The organism is Companilactobacillus sp. HBUAS56275 (assembly GCF_036913655.1).
Classification (GTDB): Bacteria; Bacillota; Bacilli; order Lactobacillales; family Lactobacillaceae; genus Companilactobacillus; species Companilactobacillus pullicola.
The window spans coordinates 115,079-137,500 of sequence record NZ_JAYKKK010000005.1 but is presented as its reverse complement, the minus strand read 5'-3'; the positions used below and the strand labels follow the sequence as shown (position 1 = coordinate 137,500).

The window sequence follows — 22,422 nt, the reverse complement described above, 5'->3', positions numbered from 1 at the left end:
GTTATGGAGAATAATTATGAGGGAAATAGTAAAAGGTAATGTGCTTAAGTCAGTAATAGACGATCTTAATAAATATTCGAATAATCATGAATTAAATAATATTAGAAATACAAAATTATTTAGAAACTTATTAACTGATGTTCTGATAAAGGCAACAAAATACGAAAATGATGGATCATATTTTGTGAAAACTGGTGATATTCCAGCTATGTGGTTAAGGGACGCTACATTTCAAGTACTTCCATATGTGTCATTACTTGATGAGATACCAGATTTATATTACTTATTAACAGGGGTACTGAAGAGAGAACTACGATTCGTAAGACTGGATCCTTACGCAAATGCGTTTAATCAAACTTCATCTGGGGCCCATTGGAGTGATGATGATTCTAATATTTCTATTTCTGATCATGTTTGGGAAAGAAAATTTGAAATTGATTCATTATGTGCTCCGTTATTTTTAGCGAACAATTTGTACGAGACAACAGGAAAAACCGATATTTTTGATGAACAATTTTGGAATACACTTTCGATGATTATAGATGTATTTAAAACAGAACAACATCATAATACTTCGTCTTATTATTTTAGACGTAAAGATTGTCCTTCAAATGATACTTTATCAAATGATGGAAAAGGAACACCGGTTGGATATACCGGCATGATTTGGGATGGATTTAGACCAAGTGATAATGCTTGTGTCTACGGTTATCACATTCCTTCCAATATGTTTGTTGTTTCCGTTTTAACACCATTATTGGATAAAATTCCCAAAGGATTTGAAGCTTTAAAGAATGAAATATTAACATTATTGAATGATGTCAAATCAGGGATTAAACATTATGCAATTGTAAAACTGCCGAATAATCATTTGGGATATGCTTATGAAGTTGATGGGTTAGGAAATTATAAATTAATGGATGACGCAAATGTACCGAGTCTTTTGTCACTTCCGTTTATTAGGTACTGTTCAAAGGAAGAACCATTGTATATGAATACGCGTGAATTCGTTTTGAGTTCGAGAAATCCTTACTATTATTCGGGAACAGTATTGCAAGGAATTGGAAGTAATCATACTCCGGTTAATTATATTTGGCCGATCAGTATCGCTATGGAAGGGTTAACTTCGAATGATTTAAATAAGAAATCACATCAATTAGATATTATTTCAGAAACAGATAATGATACATCACAATGTCATGAGAGTATTGATATGAATGATCAGAGTAAATACACAAGAGAGTGGTTCTCTTGGTCAAATATGACATATTGCCAGTTGGCATTAGATCTCATTAACCAAGACGTAAGGAGGTAATACCTTTGTTTCCTTATCAAGATAAAGAATTAACTATTAGAGAACGGGTCAATGATTTAGTCTCTAGAATGACCATACAAGAAAAGATAGGTCAAGTTAACCAACATCTTTATGGATGGCAGTCATATTATAAAAATTCGTCAGGTATCAAACTAACTGATAAGTTTAAAGAACATGTCGATTGGGGTCAGGGCTTAGGTGCTCTTTATGGTCTATTTAGAGCCGATCCATGGTCTAAAAAAGACTATGATAACGGAATTCGTGCTAATGAAAGTGCTCATTTATCGAATATGATTCAATCGTATGTTATTAATAAATCACGTTTAGGAATACCAACTTTAATTGTTGAAGAAATGCCTCATGGACATCAAGCGTTAGATTCGGTTACATATCCGACTAATATTGGTAAGGGAAATACGTTCAACCCTGAACTTATAAAAAAGTCGGCTAAACTGCAAGCCGAAGAACTTAGACTTAAAGGTGGAAATTTAGCACTTGTAAGCTCTTTAGATTTATTGAAAGATCCTAGATGGGGAAGATCAGAAGAAACCTTTGGAGAAAGTCCATATTTAACAGAGACTTATACAAAAGCGATAATTGATGGTTTTCAAGGTGATCTCATTGGTGATTCTGACTTTTTAGATAATAAAGTGTCACAAGATAGCCGTAAGCACGTTGGTGTTGTGATTAAACATCTTATTGGACAAGGTGAAGCATTGGGGGGCACAATTCTGGAACGGTTCCGATGGGAAAAAGAGAGTTTTTAGAAGTTTACGGTCCTCTTATTTCTAGTCTAAAAAAAGCCGCCGGAGTGATGGCTGCATATAATGATATTGATGGTGTACCTTGTCATGCAAATCGTTATCTGTTAAATGATTTATTGCGTAAAAAAAATGAATTTCAAGGAATAGTTATGGCAGATGGTACTGCTTTGGACAGACTGATGGATCTTTATGGCAATTATAGTGATTCGGTATTCGCAGCACTAAATGCAGGAGTTGATTTGAGCCTTTGGGATGATGTTTATATGCACATATCAGATGCAATAGAACAATATCCTCAATTGCTGTTGAAACTTAATAATTCGGTAAAACGTGTACTTTCAATAAAGTTTTTGTTAGGACTCTTTGATGATCCATATATTGATGAAAATGATACAAACATGGAAGAAGTAATACATAAAAGTAATGACTTGAACTTAAAGATTTCATCTGAAAGTATGACTTTAGTTAAGAATACAATCTTACCTCTTAAGAAAGGAAGCAGCCTCGCTGTGATAGGTCCCCATGTAAAAAATATCTATCATTGGTTAGGTGATTACACTGCCCCTCAATTAGAAAATCAGTATGATTCGTTAATAGATTCCTTGAAAAATTATACTTCAAACATTATGTATGCCAAGGGAAGCAATATTAGAGAAATTACTGAGGATGATAAATTAATTAATGATGCAGTAGAAGTGTCTAATAAGGCTGATGCCGTTGTTTTAACAATGGGCGGCTCATCCATGAGAAACTTTAATATGAATTTTTTAAATAATGGAGCTGTGAGTGAAGAAAGTATTCTAAAAAATACCGATACTGGAGAAAATGTAGATGTTGCAAGTCTTAGTCTCGGTGGTAATCAAATTGACTTATTGAGAGCACTAAAGAAAACTAGGAAGCCAATTATTGTGGTCATGATTCAAGGTAGACCTTACGATATAACGGAAGTAATGCGATTGGCCGATGCCGTATTAATAGCATGGTATCCTGGACAGAAGGGGCCAAGAGCAATATCAGATATTCTATTCGGGAAAATAAATCCAAGTGGAAAATTACCAATCAGTTATCCTAGAAATACAGAACAGCTACCGGTTTATTATTATCAAAGACGAGTTTTGAAAAATGAAAATTATTTTGATGAAACGGGATGCCCTCTTTTTGAATTCGGATATGGACTTAGTTATGGTTCCTTTGACTATAAGAACTTAGAGGTAAGCTACAAAAATAATAGAGTTCTTGTATCTGTGGATATAAAAAATACTTCTAGTGTTAGTGCTAAAGAAACAGTTTTATTGTTTTCAAGTTTCTTTGGAACGGATGTGCTTCCACAGCGCAGACGACTAATGAGTTATAAGAAAATCCTCTTAGAACCCGGTCAAACTAAAAACATTGGATTTGAAATAAAAGATGACAGGTTGCTGTATATGAATAAAAGTATGAAATGGGACAAACCTAGGAGGGTTGAATTATCAATAAAGGGATTAAGTAAATCAATAACGTTATAAAGTTGATTTAATGTTGAATTGAAATTTTTACCGAGATAAAAAAGAAACGAATATCAATTAGATTATTCGCTTCTTTTTTATTTTTTTGAAAATGGTAAATAACTCTGATTTATTCTCTAGACAAGATAACGTAACCAAATGGCACCATCTTCATACGTTCTAGCACTCTGTAATTTCAAAGGCATCGGTTTGCGGTCTTTAGGACGACCATCAAAGACAGCAGGCATTCCTTCACGTCCGTCGACTCCGGGTCCAATTAATAGACTGATTTCATCAGTTAAACCGGCATCTAAGAATGATCCGTCAATGTGACCGCCACCGACGATGGCCATTCTTTCAACATTAAATTGTTCAGCTAAAATTTCAACAGCTCTGGATAAATCAATGTGATCTTTTCCCGTTGCAATCCAAGAGATTTGCTTGGAATCGAGATAGTCTAAGTAATCCTTTGTTACTTGTTCACTGGTAATAACGATATGTGGTTTGCTGTAATTGTGGTCTTCGTCCCAGAGTAAGGTTCCCTTAGTATCGGTAATTACTTTATAACCAGCAGAGTCATTATTTTTTGCAAAAGCTTCTTTATTAAGTGACTCATTAGTTTTGGATTGGAATTTTCCAGTTTGAGCTAATTCCAATTGAGCAGTAACGCGGCCACTTAAGGTTGTAGGAGCCTCAATAGTTTTAAGAGTCTCGTAGTATTCCTGCGTTCCTTGAAGTTGAGCAGTCATATCGCAATCAATACGACCATCAATGGATGTCATCATGTGACAGATAATATATGGTTTGTTCATCTTTGATCTCCTTAATAATTAACTTGATAAATTAACTCTATTACTTAAAGTCAACTTGAGGTCAAGTATAAATTTTAATTTGACTTTAAGTATCAGACTGATATATATTAGAAAAGTTGATTTATATCAGTCTGATATATAAGGGGATGAAACGATGTATGACTTATTTGTCTTAGGACAACTGATGGACGAGTCGATGAGCGGTTATTTGATGCGTCAGATTCTCCAGCAGATTGTTGGTCGTCAACGTAAGATTAGTTTTGGGATGATTTATCCATTATTTAAAAGGCTACATGAAGCCGGATATATTACATTGGATGACCAAACTGATAAACGTTCTAAAAAGATAGCGACGATTACTGATCGTGGTCGAACTCGTTTTCAAGAGTTGATGATGCAAGAAGTACCATTGAATCCCAATTTGGAATTCACATACAGTATTAAATTCCGTAATTTTCATCAAATAAAACCAGATTTACGACAAAAAATTTTGCAAGAATACAAAGATTACTTGTTAGCAAGTCAAGAAGATTTACGCCGGCAAGTAATTGATATTAAAAAAATACCTATCTCAGCACCTGATTTGAAGAATGCTGAATGGGTGATTTCATTGAAAAAAGTCCAGATGGAAGCTGCTTTACAATGGGTGGATTCATCTTTGAACGAATTTGTAAAGTAGGGGGATTTTAGTTTGGAAGAGACAGAAACTATGTCAAAAAAGACCATCCTTTTGATGGCGGTGGTAACGGGTGTCATTGTTGCCAACTTGAATTTTATTCAACCAATTGAAAATTTGATTGCGACTGACTTTAATATTTCTAAATCGGTTGTCGGGATGCTGGCCATGATCACACAATTGGGTTATGCCTTTGGATTGTTGTTAATTGTTCCATTGGGAGATATTTTTGATCGTTACCATTTGATTCAAGTTATGATGGTCTTGTCGATTGTTTCGTTATTATTAGCTTTTTGGGCACCGAATGCGGCCGTCTTTGCTGTGGCAACAGCTTTAATAGGGATTACCTCAGTAGCACCACAAATTATTATTCCTTATGCTGGCTATTTGGCTCCAGTTCTCCAACGAGGAAAAGTATTAGGAATTGTGCTGAGTGGATTGTTAACAGGTATTTTATTATCGCGTTCGTTCAGTGGTCTATTGGGCAGTATCATGCCGTGGCAATATATTTATTTGATTGCTGCAGGTGTCGACGTAGTATTCTTGTTGGTAGTCCATCTATTTATGCCTCATGATAAACGTGGTCATCAAGATTTAAAATATTTTGCTGTAATCAAAACTTTGCCTAAACTCTTCATTAAGCAAAAAGAGTTACGTGGTTCAGCTATTAATGGATTTTGCATGTTTGGAATGTCAAACGTATTGTGGTCAACATTAGCTTTTTATTTAGCAGATCAATACCATTTAGGCAGTAGCATCGCCGGATTATTAGGACTATTAGGAGTTGCCGGAATTTTGGTAGCACCTTGGGTCGGTAACTTAGTTGATCAAAAGTCGCCTAAATTGACGATTGGTTTAAGCATGGTTTTGTCAGGTCTAGGATTCGTAGTATTTTGGTTGATCGGATTCTGGATGATTGGTTTGATAGTGGGTATCGTCTTGCTTGATCTAGGAACACAATTCAGTCAAGTATCTAATCAAGCCATCGTGCAATCTTTGAATCGTGAACAAAGTAGTCGTAACAATTCAATCTTTATGTTCAGTTACTTTTTAGGCGGTTCAATAGGAACTTTGGCCGCAACTTGGGCTTGGAGTCGAATCGGTTGGACCGGTGTATGTTTAGTCGCCTTGGTATTCTTGATCATTGCGGTGATTGATCATTTTGTTATTGGTGAACCTGAAAAATTAAATACTGAAGTTGAATAGTGATTAGCGTATCCTTTTTGGATGCGCTTTTTTTGACTTTTTATGGATAAATTATTATTGTTTTTGTTGTTAATTAGTTTTCTGTTTTGGGATAATTTTTTATAAATAAGATTTTTGCTTAAATTTGGTTGTAATTGATATCAACCGAGGTGGTAGTAGGATGCCGTCGGTAGTAGAAAATCTGTGGGCCGCTGGAACGTAGCGGACACAGTTGGATAATAGTTTTGCACTTCGTACAAAATCATGAATCTCCAAGTCTGGTCTTCTACTAACCTTGCTTCGCAAGTTAAGTAGAATTTCGCTACTGAGGGCCCACAGATTTTCTACTACCGACTGTATTAATATTTACCGAAGTTGCAGTATTTGGATAGTACTTAATTCCATGTAAGGGACTCTATTCTAAGGGAAAAATAATACCCGTTAGCTTATATATGTGGAATTGTTTAACTTTATATTAAGTTCTGTACTATCAAGCATTTTAAGGTGTATAAGCAATAGAACAGAACATTAGCCCGGAGCAATAAGCCCGGTTGTTTCAGATGTGAAATTTAACTTGGCGTTTTATCGATTCTTAAAAGAAGCTTGGTTAAAATACATATTAATGAAATGATCGTAATTTGTTGTCTTACTATCTAATATTTAAAAACGTATAAACAATAGAAGCGCTCTTTAGTCCGGAGCAAAAATTGGGAATGCGTTCCAACAGCATTCCCAATTTTTGTGGAGGACGGGAAATTTAAACTATAATCAAATTTAAGTAGGAATTATAAACGAGTTTTGCAGGCCAATTTAGGTTTGCTCTCTGAGGATGGTATTATGGGAAAATTTGCTTTATTGATCGTATTGTTTGCTGCCTTGATCACGCCACTTATTACGGCAAGATTTCACTTGCAGCGAATGCCTACGGCTATTTCAGAAATTATTATGGGAATCATTATTGGTAAAACTGGTCTTAATATTGTTCACCCAGATGTCAGTGTTCAATATATTGCTAATTTAGGTGTGATCATGTTGATCTTTTTAGGTGGAATGGAGATTGATTTTTCGCTGTTGGAACCTAAAAAGGATAAATCAATTTATTCACCATTAGGCAATTCTTTTGCTGGATTCATGTCGATTTTTATTATGTCGATGATTCTAAGTGGCATCTTATATGTCACAGGAATCTTTAGTGAATTCATCCTGGCAGTTATCCTGTTCAGTACAATTGCTTTGGGTGTGATCATTTCACTTCTAAAAGAAGCAGATCTGTTGAATACAGATTATGGGCAGACGATTTTACTAACGTCAGCGTTTGGTGAATTTATCCCGTTAGTAGCTTTGACAATATATTCAGCTGTTAAGCAACAACATTATATTTCAGTACTCGGTTTGCCAGTTATCTTTTTCATTGCCATTATTCTATTGCGTCGTTTCAATCGAATTTACTTTTTCTTTGAAAAAATTGATAAGTCGACAACACAATTGGATATTCGTTTGGCATTCTTTTTGATCTTTACTCTAGTAGCTTTTGCCGAACAGATTGGTGCTGAGAATATTTTAGGTGCCTTCTTGGCTGGTGCGGTTATGAAATTATTGAAACCAAAGCCTGATACAGAAGAGAAATTGAGTTCGATGGGGTATGGATTCTTCATTCCAGTATTCTTTATTACCACAGGGGTAAATCTGAACCTAAGAACTCTATTCACTAATAAGCAGGCGTTGTTGTTGATTCCAATCTTTTTAGTGGCCTTTATCGTATCAAAAGCGATTGTTTACTTCGTCTTTCGGAAACGTTTTGGCAAACGCTATGCCAGTGCTGCTGCAATTGTGACTTCGACAACGATTACTTTAGTTTTGCCAATTTTACAAGTTGGTCGCAATTTGAAGATGATCACCACCGCTCAATCAGGAGCAATCACTTTGGCGGCCATTATTACTTGTCTAGTCTGTCCAGTTGTTTTCAATAAAATTATTAGCTCAAATGACACTGCGGAATAACGTTTTAAAATAAAATTGATATTTCCGGAACAAATCTCAGCATTTTAAATTAAGTTAGGTTAAACTGATCGTGTTGAATAAATACAAGTAAAAGGATGGGATTTTTAATGAAAAACAAGTATGAAGCAAGTACTGCTGAAAATCATATCGATATACTAAATATTGCGGGTCTAGAAGCTCGTGTAAAGGATCATATGAGTAACGAAAAGGGTGCTTTTGGTTATATCAGTGGTGGTTCAGAAGATGAATGGACTAAGGAAAGAAACACTGAATCCTTTAATGATGTAAGTATTGCACCACGTGTACTTCAAGGTATCGATCACGCAGATTTAAGTACAAAAATATGGGATATTGATTTAAAGACTCCTATTATTCAAGCACCATCTGCTGCCCAAGGATTAGCACATGCTAAGGGTGAAACTGACACTGCTAAGGGTGTTGCCGCTGCTGGTTCTATTTTCTCAATCAGTACTTATGCAAGTACTTCTGTTGAAGATGCAGCCGCTGCTGCCCCAGATGCTCCACAATTTTTCCAATTATATATGAGTAAAGATGATAAGTTTAACGAATTTTTGATCAAGAAGGCTGTTGCCGCTGGTGCTAAGGCTATTGTCTTAACAGTTGATTCAACTTTAGGTGGTTACCGTGAAGCTGATGTTGCTAATAAGTTCCAATTCCCACTTCCAATGCCTAACTTGGCTGGTTATTCAGCTGGTGACGGTGAAGGTAAGGGAATTTCTGAAATTTATGCTTCAGCTAAACAAGGAATCGTTCCTTCAGATATTCAAAAGATCAAGAATATGTCAGGTCTACCAGTTATCGTTAAGGGTATCCAATCACCTGACGATGCTGAATTGGCTATCAGTTTTGGTGCCGATGGTATTTGGGTATCTAACCATGGTGGCCGTCAACTAGATGGTGGTCCAGCTTCATTTGAAGTTTTACCAGATATTGCTGATGTTGTTGACAAACGTGTACCAGTTATCTTCGATAGTGGTGTACGCCGTGGTGAACATGTCTTCAAGGCTCTAGCTAGTGGTGCTGACTTAGTTGCCATTGGCCGTCCAATCATTTATGGATTGAATCTTGGTGGTGCTCAAGGTGTAACTGATGTTATCGAACACTTGAACATGGAACTATCAATCACAATGCAATTAGCCGGTACTAAGACAATCAATGATGTTAAAAACACTGAATTGCTTTGGTAGAGGGTTTTAATTAATTCAAAATAGCGGTATTCTTATTTAATTATGAGAATACCGCTATTTTTTTATAATCAAATTAAAAAAATAGTAATAAAGTGCTTTTGAGTTGCGTTAAAGTTAACTTGAGGGTGTAGAGTATTAATAATGTATTTTTTTGGATTGTAGGTGAGGTACATGGGGATTTTTTCTCGACTTAAATGGTTTTTTAAAAACCAATGGAAACAGTATTTAATTGGGGTTATAGCGTTAATCATTGTCGCAATTGTAAACGTGATTCCTCCTAAGATCATTGGAAACGTGGTCGATGCGGTAAGTAAACGTAACGTCACAGCTAGTTTCCTATGGGTAAGCATGTTGATCTTTTTAGGAACAGCGATTGCACAGTATCTTTTGAGGTTTTTATGGCGAAAGATGATATTTGGTAGTTCTTTTGTCTTAGAGAGGGATTTAAGAAGTCGTCTCTATCGTCAATTTATGAAGATGGATGCGACTTTTTATAAGAAATGGCGGACTGGTGACTTGATGGCTCACGCTACCAATGATATTGATGCGGTACGTGATGTTGCAGGACCAGGTATTTTGACTTTGGCAGACTCTATAATTACCGGAACTTCAACGATTTTGGCCATGGGATTATTTATTGGTTGGAAATTGACGATTCTGGCCGTTTTACCACTGATTCTTCTAGGAATCATGGCTAATATCTTGGGCGGCAAAGTTCATGACGCTTTTTCTAAGTCTCAAGCAGAATTTTCGAGTATCAACAACAAAACTCAAGAGAGTATTGTTGGTATCAAAGTTTTAAAGGCACTCGGTCAAGAGCGTGAAGACGAAGCTGATTTCAACAATTATGTTGATGACAATATCAAGGCCAATCGTCGTTCATATCGTTTGGATGCCTTATTTGATCCTTTGACGACATTAATCATGGGTATTTCTTACGTAATTACGATTATCTTTGGTGGTTTAGCTGTTTTGAATAAACAAATCACCATTGGACAATTAGTTTCGTTCATCACATATATGACACAACTAACTTGGCCAATGTACGCTGTTGGTAGTTTGTTTAATGTTTTGGAACGTGGCTCAGCTAGTTACGATCGTATCAGCGATTTACTAGGAGAAAAGTCTTCTTTGATTCGCCCTAAGCATGCGATTGAAACAATCACGGATTGTAATTTAGATTTTAATGTGCATTCTTTCCATTATCCAGACGATGACAGTGCCACTGCCTTGCATGATGTTCATTTTGAATTAAAAGAAGGCCAGACTCTAGGTATCGTGGGTCCAACTGGTGGTGGTAAATCGACAATCATCAGTCTATTGATGCGCGACTTTGACCATTATGATGGTTCAATCAAGATGGGTGAAAATGATATCAGAAAGTACGATATCGACAATTATTTAAGAACTATCGGTTATGTACCACAGACGAACTTCCTATTCTCAACTGACATTCGAGACAACGTTCGTTTTGCCAATATTGAGGCAAATCAGGCGCAAGTTGAGAATGCCAGTCAGATTGCTGATTTGGATGCTGATATTGAAAAAATGCCCGAAGGTTATGATACCGAAGTTGGTGAATTAGGAGTTTCTTTATCTGGTGGACAGAAACAACGTTTGGCAATTGCCAGAGCTATTTTGAGTGATCCTAAATTGCTGATTTTGGATGATTCTTTGTCAGCCGTCGATTTTAAGACTGAACGTAATATTGAACAAAGAATTGCCCATAATCGTAAGAATTCGACAACAATCATCGCCGCTAGTCGTTTGAGTTCAGTTGAAAATGCTGATCAGATTTTGGTTATGGATCACGGAACAATTATTGAAAAGGGAACTCATCAGGAGTTGTTGGATCAAAAGGGCTGGTATTACGATACCTTCCACTTGCAAGAAAAAACAGCCGAGTTAGAGGGGAGGTTGAATGATGAAAAATAATGAACAAGAAAATATTTTAAAAACTGTTCAATCACTGTCGCATAAAGATCGAAATAAGATTTTAAAGTGGTTGTTTAAGTTTGCTTGGGAATTCAAGATGCAATTTGGTGTGGCAATCGGTTTTGCTATCGTTTTGAGTGTCATCAATATCATGTTGCCCAGAATGTTGCAATACTACATGGATCATTATTTGACCAACCAAAATACCGGTGTACAGCTGATTATTGGTTTTGCCATTCTCTATGCGATTGGAACTATTATCCAAGCCATTGTTCAATTCATTCAGAATTTCTTCTTCTCAATGGGTGCTGAACGAACTTTGGAGAAAATCAGAAGTCAACTTTTCCACAAGCTACATACTTTGGGATTGAAATATTTTGATGTTACTCCTGCTGGTTCAATCGTGTCACGAGTAACGAATGATACCAAAACGCTATATAACTTTTGGACACTCTTTTTGATGATCATCATTGCCTTATTCTCGATGATGTCATCATTTATCGCTATGGCTTCAGTTAGTGTACCGTTGGCTATTTTTACAGCGTTATTCGTGGTTCTCTTGTATTTGGTCGTTTGGGTTTACCAACATATCAGTTCCAAGATTTATCAACGTTTACGTGAATATTTGAGTCAGATCAATACGAAGTTGAACGAATCATTGATGGGTATCAGTGTTATTCAACAATTTGGACAACAGGGACGTAAGACGGCGGAATTTGAAAATAAGAATAACGCTTATTATCAGATGCGTTCTCAGATGATCAATGTCAACTCTTTCTTGCTGAATCCAATGATCAACTTGATGTTTACCTTAGCCGAATTAGTAGCCTTATTAGGATTTGGGGTGCAGAGTATGAACAGTTTGGTAGCGGCTGGTGTCATCTACGCCTTCTTGTCTTACCAACAGAATTTCTTTAATCCGTTGTCTAACGTAATGAACTACATGTCCTTCTTCCAGGATGGCCTAGTAGCGGGTTACCGGATTATGCGGATGTTCAATAATGACTCTTATGCTCCTAAACAAAATGAAGACAGTGGTGCCAAGATTATTGACGGTAAAATTGAATTCCGTCACGTTACTTTTGGTTACAATCCTGACGAACCTATTTTGAAGGATATTTCCTTTGTAGTGGAACCGGGGGAAAATATTGCCTTTGTTGGGCATACCGGAAGTGGTAAGAGTTCGATCATCAATATCATGTTACGTTTTTATGAGTTTGGTGAAGGTCAGATTTTGATTGATGATCATGATATTCGTGACTATTCGACTCAGGAATTGCGTCGTCAATTAGGCTTAGTAATTCAGGAACCATACTTGTTCTACGGTGATATTGCCAAAAATATTCGTATGTTTGATGACAAAATTACTGATGAACAAGTCGAACAAGCGGCTAAATTTGTTGATGCAGATGAGTTTATTGAGAAATTACCAGAGAAGTATCATGCTCCAGTAACTGAACGTGGTGGCAGTTTCTCAACTGGACAACGTCAATTGATCTCATTTGCCAGAACAATTGTTAGAAATCCGAAAGTTTTGATTTTGGATGAAGCCACGGCTAATATTGATCCACAAACGGAACAAAGTATTACCAAGAGTTTGAAAAAAATGCGTGATGATCGAACAACGATTTCTATTGCTCACCGATTATCAACTGTTCAAGATGCCGATCAGATCTTAGTTTTGAGTGCAGGTAGAATCGTTGAACGTGGTACGCATGAAGAATTGATTGCCTTAGGTGGCAAGTACGCTGAATTGTATGCTTTACAATCAGTTGAAAATAATTAACCATAACAAAAAGGTATAGTTTGGTATTTAAAATAAGTATTTAACATATCGGTGATACTGGATAATAATTATCATCGTTAGAAAATTTTACAAAAAGGTTTGGTAATTAAATGAAGAAACAAATAAATGAAGGTTATTTTGATGGCGAACGTCCTTTATTTAAAGAACATGATGCTCAAATAACTGATACAACTTTTGGTGAAGGTGAATCTCCACTTAAAGAATCAAGAAATATTGATTTAAACGATGTCGTTTTTAAATGGAAGTATCCACTTTGGTATTCAAAACATGTTAAAGTTGATGACTCCATCTTCGAAACAATGTCACGTTCTGGTATTTGGTATACTGACGATATCGAAATTAACAATTCAGCATTGCAAGCACCAAAACTTTTCCGTCGTGCTTCCAATATTAGATTGAACAATGTTCATTTTGCTGACGCTGAAGAAACAATGTGGACTTGCAAGGATATCAAGATGAAAGATGTTGAAGTCAACGGCAATTACTTTGGTAAGGACAGTGAAAATATTTACGCTGAAAACTTAAATGTTGTTGGTAACTATGTCTTTGACGGTGCCAAGAATATTGAAATTCATAATTCAACTTTCGTTTCCAAAGATGCTTTCTGGAATTGCGATAATGTCACTATCTATGATTCAAAGATCAGTGGTGAATATTTAGCTTGGAACACTAAGAATATTACGTTGATTAATTGTACAATTGAAAGTGAACAGGGTCTTTGTTATATCGACAACTTGAAGATGGTCAATTGTAAGGTACTTAGAACTGATTTGGCTTTTGAATACTGTTCAAATATTGACGCTGAGATTACAACTGATGTGATGAGCATCAAGAATCCTATCAGTGGTTCAATCAGTGTTAAGTCAGTTGATGATATTATTTTTGATGATCCTGAAATTGATAAGACGAAGACTTCGATTAAGATAACTCAAAAGGTATAGGTTGGTGTAAGATGCCGTCCTCCGTAAAAATTGGGAATGCTGTTGGAACGCTATGGGCACGATTTGAAACTAATTATTTTACACTTCGTGCAAAATAATGGATTTCCAAAGTCGGCCTCATTGTAAATGGCATAGCCATTAACAATGATTTCATAGCTGAACGTATTCCCAATTTTTACTCCGGACTAGTGTGTTGTTCTGTTGTTTGTTTATTCCTAAGTTATTAGATAGTTAGATTGGTATTTGTTAAGAGAATCGAGTATTTTTACATACTATACCTGCTTAATAATGAACATTTAGTTATTTAGAACTAGGAAAACCCCAAACACTGCGATTTTGAACAATAATAGAATCAGAAATATACTTGGTAGTAGAAAACCCGTTGGCCCTCGGTAGCCGTGTCCGCTACGTTCCAGCGGCCTACAGATTTTCTACTACCGACGGCATACTTAAACTACATCAGTTAATATATTACCTTTAGACAAAAACTAAGGAGTGTAGCCTAATGAATTACGATTTTGAAACTTTAAACAAAGAACGTGCTGGAAACTCGGCTAAGTGGGATGTTGGTCAAGGTGAATTGCCAATGACTATTGCTGACATGGATTTCAAGACGGCTCCGGAAATTATTGAGGCTGTGCAGGATAAGATTTCTATGGGACTGTTTGGTTATGAAGAAATTCCTGATGAATATCGTAAGGCTGTAGCTGATTGGTATGAAACTGAACACGGTGTTCGTCCTCAAGAGGACTGGATGGTCTTTGCAACTGGAGTAGTGCCTTCTATTTCTTCGGCAGTGCGTCGTTTGACTTCGTTAGGTGACAATGTCTTGGTACAAGCACCTGTTTACAATATTTTCTATAACTCGATTGTTAATAACGGTCGTCATGTGGTCTCAAATGATTTGGTTTATGATCCACAGACTTATCAATACTCGATTGATTTTCAAGATTTGGAAGAGAAATTGAGTGATCCGTTAACTAATATGATGATCTTGTGTAATCCTCATAATCCAGTTGGAAAAGTTTGGACGGTTGAGGAATTAACTAAGATTGCTGATTTATGTTTGAAATATGATGTTAAATTGTTTAGTGATGAAATTCATGGTGACGTTACTTTTACTGAGGATGGTTATAATCCCGTTTTCGGATTGGAAGAAAAATATCTCAAGAATGTGATCGTTGCCGTATCACCAAGTAAAACATTTAACGTGGCTGCCTTTCATGCTTCAACGGTGATTGTTCCTAATGCTAATTTAAGGGCTCAGGTGAGTCGTGGTTTGAATAGTGAGGAATTGGCCGAACCTAACGTTGTGGCTGTTCCTGGAACGATTGCAGCTTATACAAAGGGACATGAGTGGTTGAAACAATTGAAACAAAAAGTTTTGGCCAATCGGAAATTAGTTTTGGATTTCTTGGAAGAAAATGTTCCTGAAATCAAATGGATCAAAGGGGATGCAACATACTTACTTTGGTTTGATGTATCGCAATTGACCGAGAATGTTGACGAGTTGACTGATTTTATTCGAAAAGACACTGGCTTGATTGTTACACCTGGCGATGTTTACGGTGGTGATGGTCATCACTGCATTCGTATGAATATTGCTAGTCCAACAGAGATGATTCAGGATGGCTTGAATCGTCTTCAAAAGGGTGTAAATGATTATAAACAAAAAGATTAGATAAAAAAAGACATCTATTGGAGTTCTAGTTAAAGAACTCAATAGATGTTTTTTTGTGTAGCACAGAAGTTAATATTAATTTGTTTGGGTTTGATTTAATTCTTGCTTAGGTTTGTAGGTATCAGACAAGATCAAAGTATAAGAGTTAACGCCGAAGAAGGCGACAATTACCATTAATCCCGTCATGAAGAAGCCTAAGAACATGAAGCCTAATCCCAATGCCAGTCCAAAGAGAGCAAAGCACAACATCAAGATTTTTGAAACGTTGACGAGACTGCGTTCACTTTTGAAGACATAATTATAAATTACGTCAATTTTTCTTGATTTGTAGGCAACATTTTCAACTTGGTGAAGCTCAAGGATTATTCCATATGGTTCAAAACCATTTTCTATAATATCTTTATCAAAATCAGTCGGAACAACTTTTTTGTATCTACCACCGGTTATTTTTATTGTGGGATAAACTCCTTGAGACATAATCTTTTTAAGATGAGAACTTAGTGGATAGGAGCCGATCACGACAGTTTCAAAACCGGGAATACGGGCTAGGACATTAATTTTCTTATCAAACGTATCTAAGCTGATAATAGCTGAATCAAGATTTGCCAATTGATGAATCCGAAAAATGAATTTGTTTTTTAGAATGTTTTTATCTTTTTTTCCTTCATATAAATCTTCGGGATTGATTGTTCTTACGTAGTTAATATAATTCTCAATAAAGGTTGTTGAATCCTCATTTAAAGTTAATTTCTTATCGAATAAAATAGTCATGTTTCCCCCAAAAATTGTAACGACTAGGGATAGTATACCAAAAATGTATGCGCTTTTGTGGGAATTTATGAAAACGTTTTAATTTATTTGATTATTTTTGTGTTTAGCCAATTTATTAATAATCTGCTTACAATATTTTGTTGTTTTCGATTACTGATAGAAGCGGATTTATCACCACTCTGTTTGCCATAGCTACCAAAGCCGGCGTGATTTCCACCCTGAATTTGTTCATAAACTGTATTATTTGGTAGTAATTTTTTGGCCTTGTTGTAGTTATTCCACTTTAAAATACCATCATTTGAAGCGGTAATTGATAAAACTGGCACCTTGGTTTTCCGTAAATCTCCTTTTTTCTCGGGATAACTAGCTAGGAAAAAGACACCTTTGAGATTTTTAGAATGATCGTGAGCATAACGACTTGCCATGGTTCCGCCGAGAGAGTGGCCTCCGATGACATAACCATTCGATTTAGAAACTTGGTCAGCCACGTTAGTTTTTAAAACAGCAAGATCTAATGGAAACCTTACTATGTAAACCGAATATCCTGCTTGAGCTACTTTCTTGGCCCAAATGCTGTAACTCTTGGGTTCTACCAAAGCTCCAGGATAGAAAATAACTTTAGGGTTCTGATTATTTCCTGAAAACTCCGTAATATTATTAGTAGTCGTGCTAACTTTATTGGCTGAAAGTGCTGCTGAAGAAGGTTGATACTCTTTATTTTTAACGACAAAGACAGAGATCAACACTATTACAGCTAGGGCAATGATGATTCCAATCAACCACTTGAAAAACTTTTTCATAATAATCCTCCTAATATCTATATTCTACTTTACAATTTGGTTGAAAATATGCTACATTTAAGAAAATTAAAATATCTAAAGATATTAAAAGAAGGAGTACTGTATACTTTATCCACAGGGAGTTAAGGAAAGTGAGAACTTAACGTGTCGGTATATGGGAAAAACATCTTTGTTATTCTAGCTGAAATCATTGAGAGTAGGTTTAGACGTGACCCAGTACGTTATAATTGGAGAGTATTTTAATGTACTTTTGAGGTGTTTTTTTAAAAACTTGGGTGGTACCGCGGAAAGATCTTTCGTCCCTTTTATTGGGGATGGAGGATCTTTTTTTCGTCTACAGTATTCCAGAGTTGAAGAGGAGAGAAAGCAATGACAGACGTTTTAGTTAAAGATTTATACAAAAAAGAATTTGCTGACGGTGATCAAGTCACACTTTCTGGTTGGATTCGTACAATCAGAGGTTCAAAACGAGTAGGTTTTATCGAATTAAATGACGGTTCATTCTTCAAGAATGTACAAGTTGTTATTACAAGTGATATGGACAACTATGCTGATGTAGTTAAGTTCCCAATCAGTACAACAATTAAAGTTGTTGGTGAAGTAGCACTAACACCTAAAGCTCAACAACCATTTGAAATCCATGCAACCCAAGTAGTTGAAGAGGGTGCTTCAGATTCAGATTATCCACTACAAAAGAAAGCTCACTCATATGAATTTATGAGAACAATTGCTCACTTACGTCCAAGAACAAATACTTTCTATTCAGTATTTAGAATTCGTTCACTAGCAGCATTTGCTATCCACGAATATCTACAACACAACGGCTTCGTTTACGTTCACACACCAATCATCACAAGTTCAGATGCCGAAGGTGCCGGTGAAATGTTCCAAGTAACAACTTTGGATATGAACAACGTACCAAAGACAGACGATGGTAAAGTTGACTACAACGAAGACTTCTTCAAGAAAGAAACTAACCTAACAGTTAGTGGACAACTAGAAGTAGAACCATTTGCTCTAGCCTTCAGAAACGTTTATACATTTGGACCAACTTTTAGAGCAGAGAACTCACATACAGGACGTCACGCTTCCGAATTCTGGATGATCGAACCAGAAATGGCATTCGCTGATCTTAAAGATGAGATGGATTGTTCCGAAGAGTTACTTAAATATGTTATCAACTACGTTATGGACAACGCTAAAGAAGAACTAGAATTCTTGAATGAAAACGTTGATAATACATTGATCGACCGCCTGAAAGCAACAGCAGGCGAAGAGTTTGCTCACGTTACTTATACAGATGCTATCGACATTCTTGAAAAAGCAACAGATGTTGAATTCGAAATCAAACCATATTGGGGACTTGATCTAGAATCAGAACATGAACGTTACCTATCAGAAAAAGTTTACAAGAAGCCAGTCTTCATCACAGACTATCCTAAGGAATTCAAAGCCTTCTACATGCGTGCCAATGACGACGGCAAGACCGTTGCTGCAGCCGACTTGTTAGTACCTGAAATCGGTGAATTAATTGGTGGATCACAACGTGAAGAACGTCTTGATAAACTTGAAAAGAGAATGTCAGAACTAGATATGAACGAAGAAGACTACAAGTGGTACTTAGAATTACGTAAGTACGGTGGTACAGTTCACTCAGGTTTCGGTATTGGATTTGAAAGATTGGTTATGTACATCACAGGTATGGAAAATATTCGTGACGTCATTGCTTACCCAAGAACACCTGGTAATGCTGAATTTTAATTAGTTAGGAAGTATGATTATGGCTATTAGAGAAGCTAAAATAAGTGATTTAGATAGAATCATGGAATTGATTGGTCAAGCTCAAAATTATTTTAAAGCTAATAATATTGATCAGTGGCAAAATAATTATCCGACTTCAGAAGTTATTTTAGCGGATATCCATAATCATGAGTGTTACGTTATCGAAGTAGATCGAAAAGTATTAGCAATCATGACATTGACTTTTACTGTTCAGCCAGAATATAGCAATATTTCCGGTGAGAATTGGAAAATTAATAGTGCTTATGCAACGATTCATCGAGTTGCAGTTGATAATGAAAGTAAAGGTCAAGGTTTAGCAACAGAGTTGTTAGATTTTGCAACCGCCAAGTGTTCTGTACATCGGGTACATAGTTTGCGAACTGATACTTATGAAAATAATAAATCAATGCAACACAGTTTATTAAAAAATGGTTTCGATAAAAGAGGAGTCATTCAAAGAGCTGGAGTTGCCGATATGATTGGATTCGAAAAGATAATAAAATAACCCTAAAGAAGGTCAAAATGGTTACCACAATATAAAGTGGTTATCATTTTGGCCTTCTTATTTCACTTTAAAAAATAATAAAATTTCCCTCAAAGACTTAATTAAATGAATGTACTGCCCTTTGAAGTAAGTATATCGTTATAAACAGTTGTTAAAAAACTTGACTGTAACGTAGATGTACAGTTTATTCTGTAACAAGTAAATTGATATTATTGTGCTAATTTTTTGTTTAAAAGTTAGAAGATATTTATTATTAAGGTAAGTTAGTTTCGGAGAGGGGAAATAAGTTGATAACGTATAAGAATGTAGGGATGAAATACGAAAAAAACTCTGTTTTACATGATATTAATTTAACCATCAATGACGGAGAATTGTTCGTATTAGTCGGTCCCAGTGGTAGCGGTAAAACAACATTATTGAGAATGTTAAACCAACTGACAGTACCCACCGATGGCGACGTCTATTTTGCTGACAAAAAGATCAAGGATTACGACGTACAGAAATTACGTCTCGACATGGGTTACGTTCTACAAGATAGCAGTTTATTCCCTAATCTGAATGTAGAAGATAATATTGCCATTCAACTGGAACAAAAGGGTGTTTCAAAGGTAGAACGTCATAAACGTGCAGCTGAATTATTGGAATCAGTTGAACTTGATCCTAAAAAATATGCTAAAAGAATGCCAGACGAGTTATCTGGTGGTCAACAACAACGTGTTGCTATTATCCGTGCTTTGGCAACCAGTCCTAAATTAGTTTTAATGGATGAATCTTTTAGTGCTTTGGATCCGGTTTTAAGACGTAAATCACAGGATTTAGTTTTAAAATTGCATGCTAAATATAAGATGACAGTTGTCTTTGTAACCCATGATATGCAAGAGGCTTTGCGGATGGGGCAGAGAATTGCCATCTTAAATCAGGGCGAGATTCAACAAGTTGGAACACCACATGAAATCATGCAAAATCCGGCCAATGATTTTGTTAAGAAATTCTTTGGTGCTAGAACGCCACATTGGTGGAATATGGACTTCTTGATTGGTTCCAAAGTTTTAACGGAAATTCCTAATTCAACCGAATATCCAGAAGTTGAGCTTTTTGGTGAACTGGTTAACAGTTTAAAAGACCACGCCGAAATAAAATTTAGTTATCAGGGTAAGTCATACTCATTGACCCCTCAACAGTTGTTAGCTTACTTTGAAAAAGAGGGGGACAATCAATAATGCAAATGTTATTACAAACGATGGTCAGCCAACGTGCTGAAATTTTCAAATCACTGTATCAGCATATTGGTATTTCATTTATTTCACTATTGATTGCCATGCTAATCGCAATACCGCTGGCTATTTTGTTACGAAACCATCGCCGCTTTGGTGAAGTGGGATTACAGATTGCTGGGATCATTCAGACGATTCCTAGTTTGGCCTTGTTGGGATTGTTGATTCCAATTGTAGGGATTGGAACGGTACCGGCAGTTGTAGCTTTAACAATGTATGCTATCATGCCTTTGTACCAAAATACTTATTCCGGATTGACCAATATTGATCATAATCTGGAGGAAGCTGCGGTTGCCTTTGGATTGTCGAAGTGGAAAAGATTACAACGACTAGAATTTCCGTTAGCTTTGCCAATGATTATCTCCGGAATCAGAATTGCTTTGGTCATGATTATTGGTACAGCAACATTAGCTGCCTTCATTGGTGCCGGTGGTTTAGGTGATTATATTATGTTGGGTATTCAACAAAATAATAATTATTACCTAATTATCGGTGGTGTTCTATCAGCTTTATTGGCCTTTATTTTCAGTGGACTCTTGAAATTTATTGGTTCTTCAAATCGTCGAATCTATGCGAGTGGCATTGTAGTACTCTTATTGTTACTAGGATTTGGTGGTAATAAAGTTTATCAGATGACCAAACCACAACCAGTTCAGATAACAATTGCTGGTAAACTAGGTAGTGAGCCTGAAATTTTGATCAACATGTACAAAGATTTGATCAAACAGGATAATCCCAAAGCTCAGGTAACTTTGAAGCCTAATTTTGGAGCTACAACTTTCTTGTACAAAGCATTGAAACGTCAAGATGTTGATATTTATCCAGAATTTACCGGAACAGTTTTGGAAGCTTTGGTAAAATACGATAAGCCGACACCAAAAGATCCAGAAAAGACCTATCAAATTGCCAAAGAAGAACTATCCGAGCAAGAAAATATGAGTTTCTTAAAACCAATGAAGTATGAGAACGGTTATGATTTGGCCGTAACTAAAGAGTTTTCTAAGAAATATCATGTTACTAAGTTAAGCGATTTGAAACGAGTGAATGATAAAGTTATTGCTGGATTTGATCCCGACTTTTCTAACCAGGCTGATGGTTATTTAGGATTAAAGAAAGAGTATGACTTAGACTTTGCTAACATTAAACGAATGGAACCGTCCTTGCGTTATAAGGCCATCGCCAATGACCGTGTTAATTTAGTAGATGGTTATACGACTGATCCAGAAGTTGCCGAGTATCATTTGGTAGTTTTGAAGGATGATAAGCATTTCTTCCCACCATATCAGGGTGCACCATTGATGAATGAGAGTTTTGCTAAGCAGAATCCTGGAGTCGTTAAGAGTTTGAATAAGTTGGCTGGTAAGATCTCTGCTGAAGATATGCAGAAGATGAATTATCAAGTCAGTGTTAAGAATAAGAAAGCCAGTGTTGTGGCTCATGATTATTTGGTTAAAAAAGGTTTATTGAAGTAAAAAATAACG

18 protein-coding genes and 1 other annotated feature are annotated in these 22,422 nt (G+C 36.1%); of the genes, 15 read left to right on the top strand and 3 right to left on the bottom strand.

The window, feature by feature from the left end:
- The first annotated feature begins 16 nt into the window (after positions 1 to 16).
- From U8526_RS10610 to U8526_RS10600, 3 genes are read left to right on the top strand one after another with little or no spacing between them, the layout of a single operon-like run.
- Entirely contained in the window at positions 17 to 1,315 is a 1,299-nt protein-coding gene (locus U8526_RS10610; RefSeq protein ID WP_334341934.1) for a glycoside hydrolase family 125 protein, read from the top strand.
- 5 nt (positions 1,316 to 1,320) lie between these two features.
- Positions 1,321 to 2,082: a glycoside hydrolase family 3 N-terminal domain-containing protein gene (locus U8526_RS10605; protein WP_334341933.1), complete on the top strand. Its 762-nt coding sequence runs from the start codon at positions 1,321 to 1,323 to the stop codon at positions 2,080 to 2,082.
- A complete protein-coding gene (locus U8526_RS10600; RefSeq protein WP_334341932.1) occupies positions 2,061 to 3,584 on the top strand; it encodes a glycoside hydrolase family 3 C-terminal domain-containing protein in 1,524 nt (507 codons plus the stop codon). Before U8526_RS10605 ends, U8526_RS10600 begins: the two co-directional genes overlap by 22 nt.
- A 116-nt stretch (positions 3,585 to 3,700) precedes the next feature.
- Here the strand turns inward: U8526_RS10600 and U8526_RS10595 are convergent, their stop codons facing one another.
- Entirely contained in the window at positions 3,701 to 4,375 is a 675-nt protein-coding gene (locus U8526_RS10595) for a dihydrofolate reductase family protein (protein ID WP_334341931.1), read from the bottom strand.
- A 154-nt stretch (positions 4,376 to 4,529) separates the two neighbouring features.
- Here U8526_RS10595 and U8526_RS10590 point away from each other — a divergent pair, with 154 nt between their 5' ends.
- From U8526_RS10590 to U8526_RS10555, 8 genes are all read left to right on the top strand, one after another.
- Positions 4,530 to 5,054 (top strand): PadR family transcriptional regulator, encoded by a 525-nt coding sequence (locus tag U8526_RS10590; RefSeq protein WP_334341930.1) that lies wholly within the window; start codon positions 4,530 to 4,532, stop codon positions 5,052 to 5,054.
- A gap of 30 nt (positions 5,055 to 5,084) precedes the next feature.
- Positions 5,085 to 6,257 carry an MFS transporter gene (locus U8526_RS10585; protein ID WP_334342025.1) on the top strand — a complete coding sequence of 391 codons (1,173 nt, stop codon included), beginning with the start codon at positions 5,085 to 5,087 and terminating at the stop codon, positions 6,255 to 6,257.
- Positions 6,258 to 7,073: 816 nt separating this feature from the next.
- Complete coding sequence (locus U8526_RS10580) at positions 7,074 to 8,237, top strand: cation:proton antiporter (protein WP_334341929.1); 1,164 nt, start codon at positions 7,074 to 7,076, stop codon at positions 8,235 to 8,237.
- 107 nt (positions 8,238 to 8,344) lie between these two features.
- The gene (locus U8526_RS10575; protein ID WP_334341928.1) at positions 8,345 to 9,445 is read left to right on the top strand and encodes a lactate oxidase; all 1,101 of its coding nucleotides are present in this window, start codon (positions 8,345 to 8,347) and stop codon (positions 9,443 to 9,445) included.
- Positions 9,446 to 9,616: 171 nt separating this feature from the next.
- Positions 9,617 to 11,380, top strand: a complete 1,764-nt coding sequence (locus U8526_RS10570; protein ID WP_334341927.1) for an ABC transporter ATP-binding protein — start codon at positions 9,617 to 9,619, stop codon at positions 11,378 to 11,380.
- On the top strand, positions 11,367 to 13,166 hold the full coding sequence (locus tag U8526_RS10565) for an ABC transporter ATP-binding protein (protein ID WP_442886237.1): 1,800 nt from the start codon (positions 11,367 to 11,369) through the stop codon (positions 13,164 to 13,166). Before U8526_RS10570 ends, U8526_RS10565 begins: the two co-directional genes overlap by 14 nt.
- A gap of 110 nt (positions 13,167 to 13,276) precedes the next feature.
- Positions 13,277 to 14,128 (top strand): DUF3737 family protein, encoded by an 852-nt coding sequence (locus tag U8526_RS10560; RefSeq protein WP_334341926.1) that lies wholly within the window; start codon positions 13,277 to 13,279, stop codon positions 14,126 to 14,128.
- A gap of 505 nt (positions 14,129 to 14,633) precedes the next feature.
- On the top strand, positions 14,634 to 15,809 hold the full coding sequence (locus U8526_RS10555) for a MalY/PatB family protein (protein ID WP_334341925.1): 1,176 nt from the start codon (positions 14,634 to 14,636) through the stop codon (positions 15,807 to 15,809).
- 75 nt (positions 15,810 to 15,884) lie between these two features.
- Here U8526_RS10555 and U8526_RS10550 read toward each other — a convergent pair whose 3' ends face one another.
- Both U8526_RS10550 and U8526_RS10545 read right to left on the bottom strand, forming a co-directional pair.
- Positions 15,885 to 16,580 carry a hypothetical protein gene (locus tag U8526_RS10550; RefSeq protein ID WP_334341924.1) on the bottom strand — a complete coding sequence of 232 codons (696 nt, stop codon included), beginning with the start codon at positions 16,578 to 16,580 and terminating at the stop codon, positions 15,885 to 15,887.
- An 83-nt stretch (positions 16,581 to 16,663) separates the two neighbouring features.
- The gene (locus U8526_RS10545; protein ID WP_334341923.1) at positions 16,664 to 17,380 is read right to left on the bottom strand and encodes an alpha/beta hydrolase; all 717 of its coding nucleotides are present in this window, start codon (positions 17,378 to 17,380) and stop codon (positions 16,664 to 16,666) included.
- A gap of 74 nt (positions 17,381 to 17,454) precedes the next feature.
- Positions 17,455 to 17,687 (top strand) — a binding site (T-box leader).
- Positions 17,688 to 17,749: 62 nt separating this feature from the next.
- Here U8526_RS10545 and asnS point away from each other — a divergent pair.
- The 4 genes from asnS to U8526_RS10525 all read left to right on the top strand — a co-directional run bounded on the left by asnS (position 17,750) and on the right by U8526_RS10525 (position 22,413).
- Entirely contained in the window at positions 17,750 to 19,141 is a 1,392-nt protein-coding gene (gene asnS, locus U8526_RS10540; protein WP_334341922.1) for an asparagine--tRNA ligase, read from the top strand.
- A 19-nt stretch (positions 19,142 to 19,160) separates the two neighbouring features.
- Positions 19,161 to 19,667: a GNAT family N-acetyltransferase gene (locus U8526_RS10535; protein WP_334341921.1), complete on the top strand. Its 507-nt coding sequence runs from the start codon at positions 19,161 to 19,163 to the stop codon at positions 19,665 to 19,667.
- Between the two features lie 287 nt (positions 19,668 to 19,954).
- Entirely contained in the window at positions 19,955 to 20,887 is a 933-nt protein-coding gene (locus tag U8526_RS10530) for an ABC transporter ATP-binding protein (protein WP_334341920.1), read from the top strand.
- On the top strand, positions 20,887 to 22,413 hold the full coding sequence (locus tag U8526_RS10525) for an ABC transporter permease/substrate-binding protein (protein ID WP_334341919.1): 1,527 nt from the start codon (positions 20,887 to 20,889) through the stop codon (positions 22,411 to 22,413). Before U8526_RS10530 ends, U8526_RS10525 begins: the two co-directional genes overlap by 1 nt.
- Positions 22,414 to 22,422: the final 9 nt, after the last annotated feature.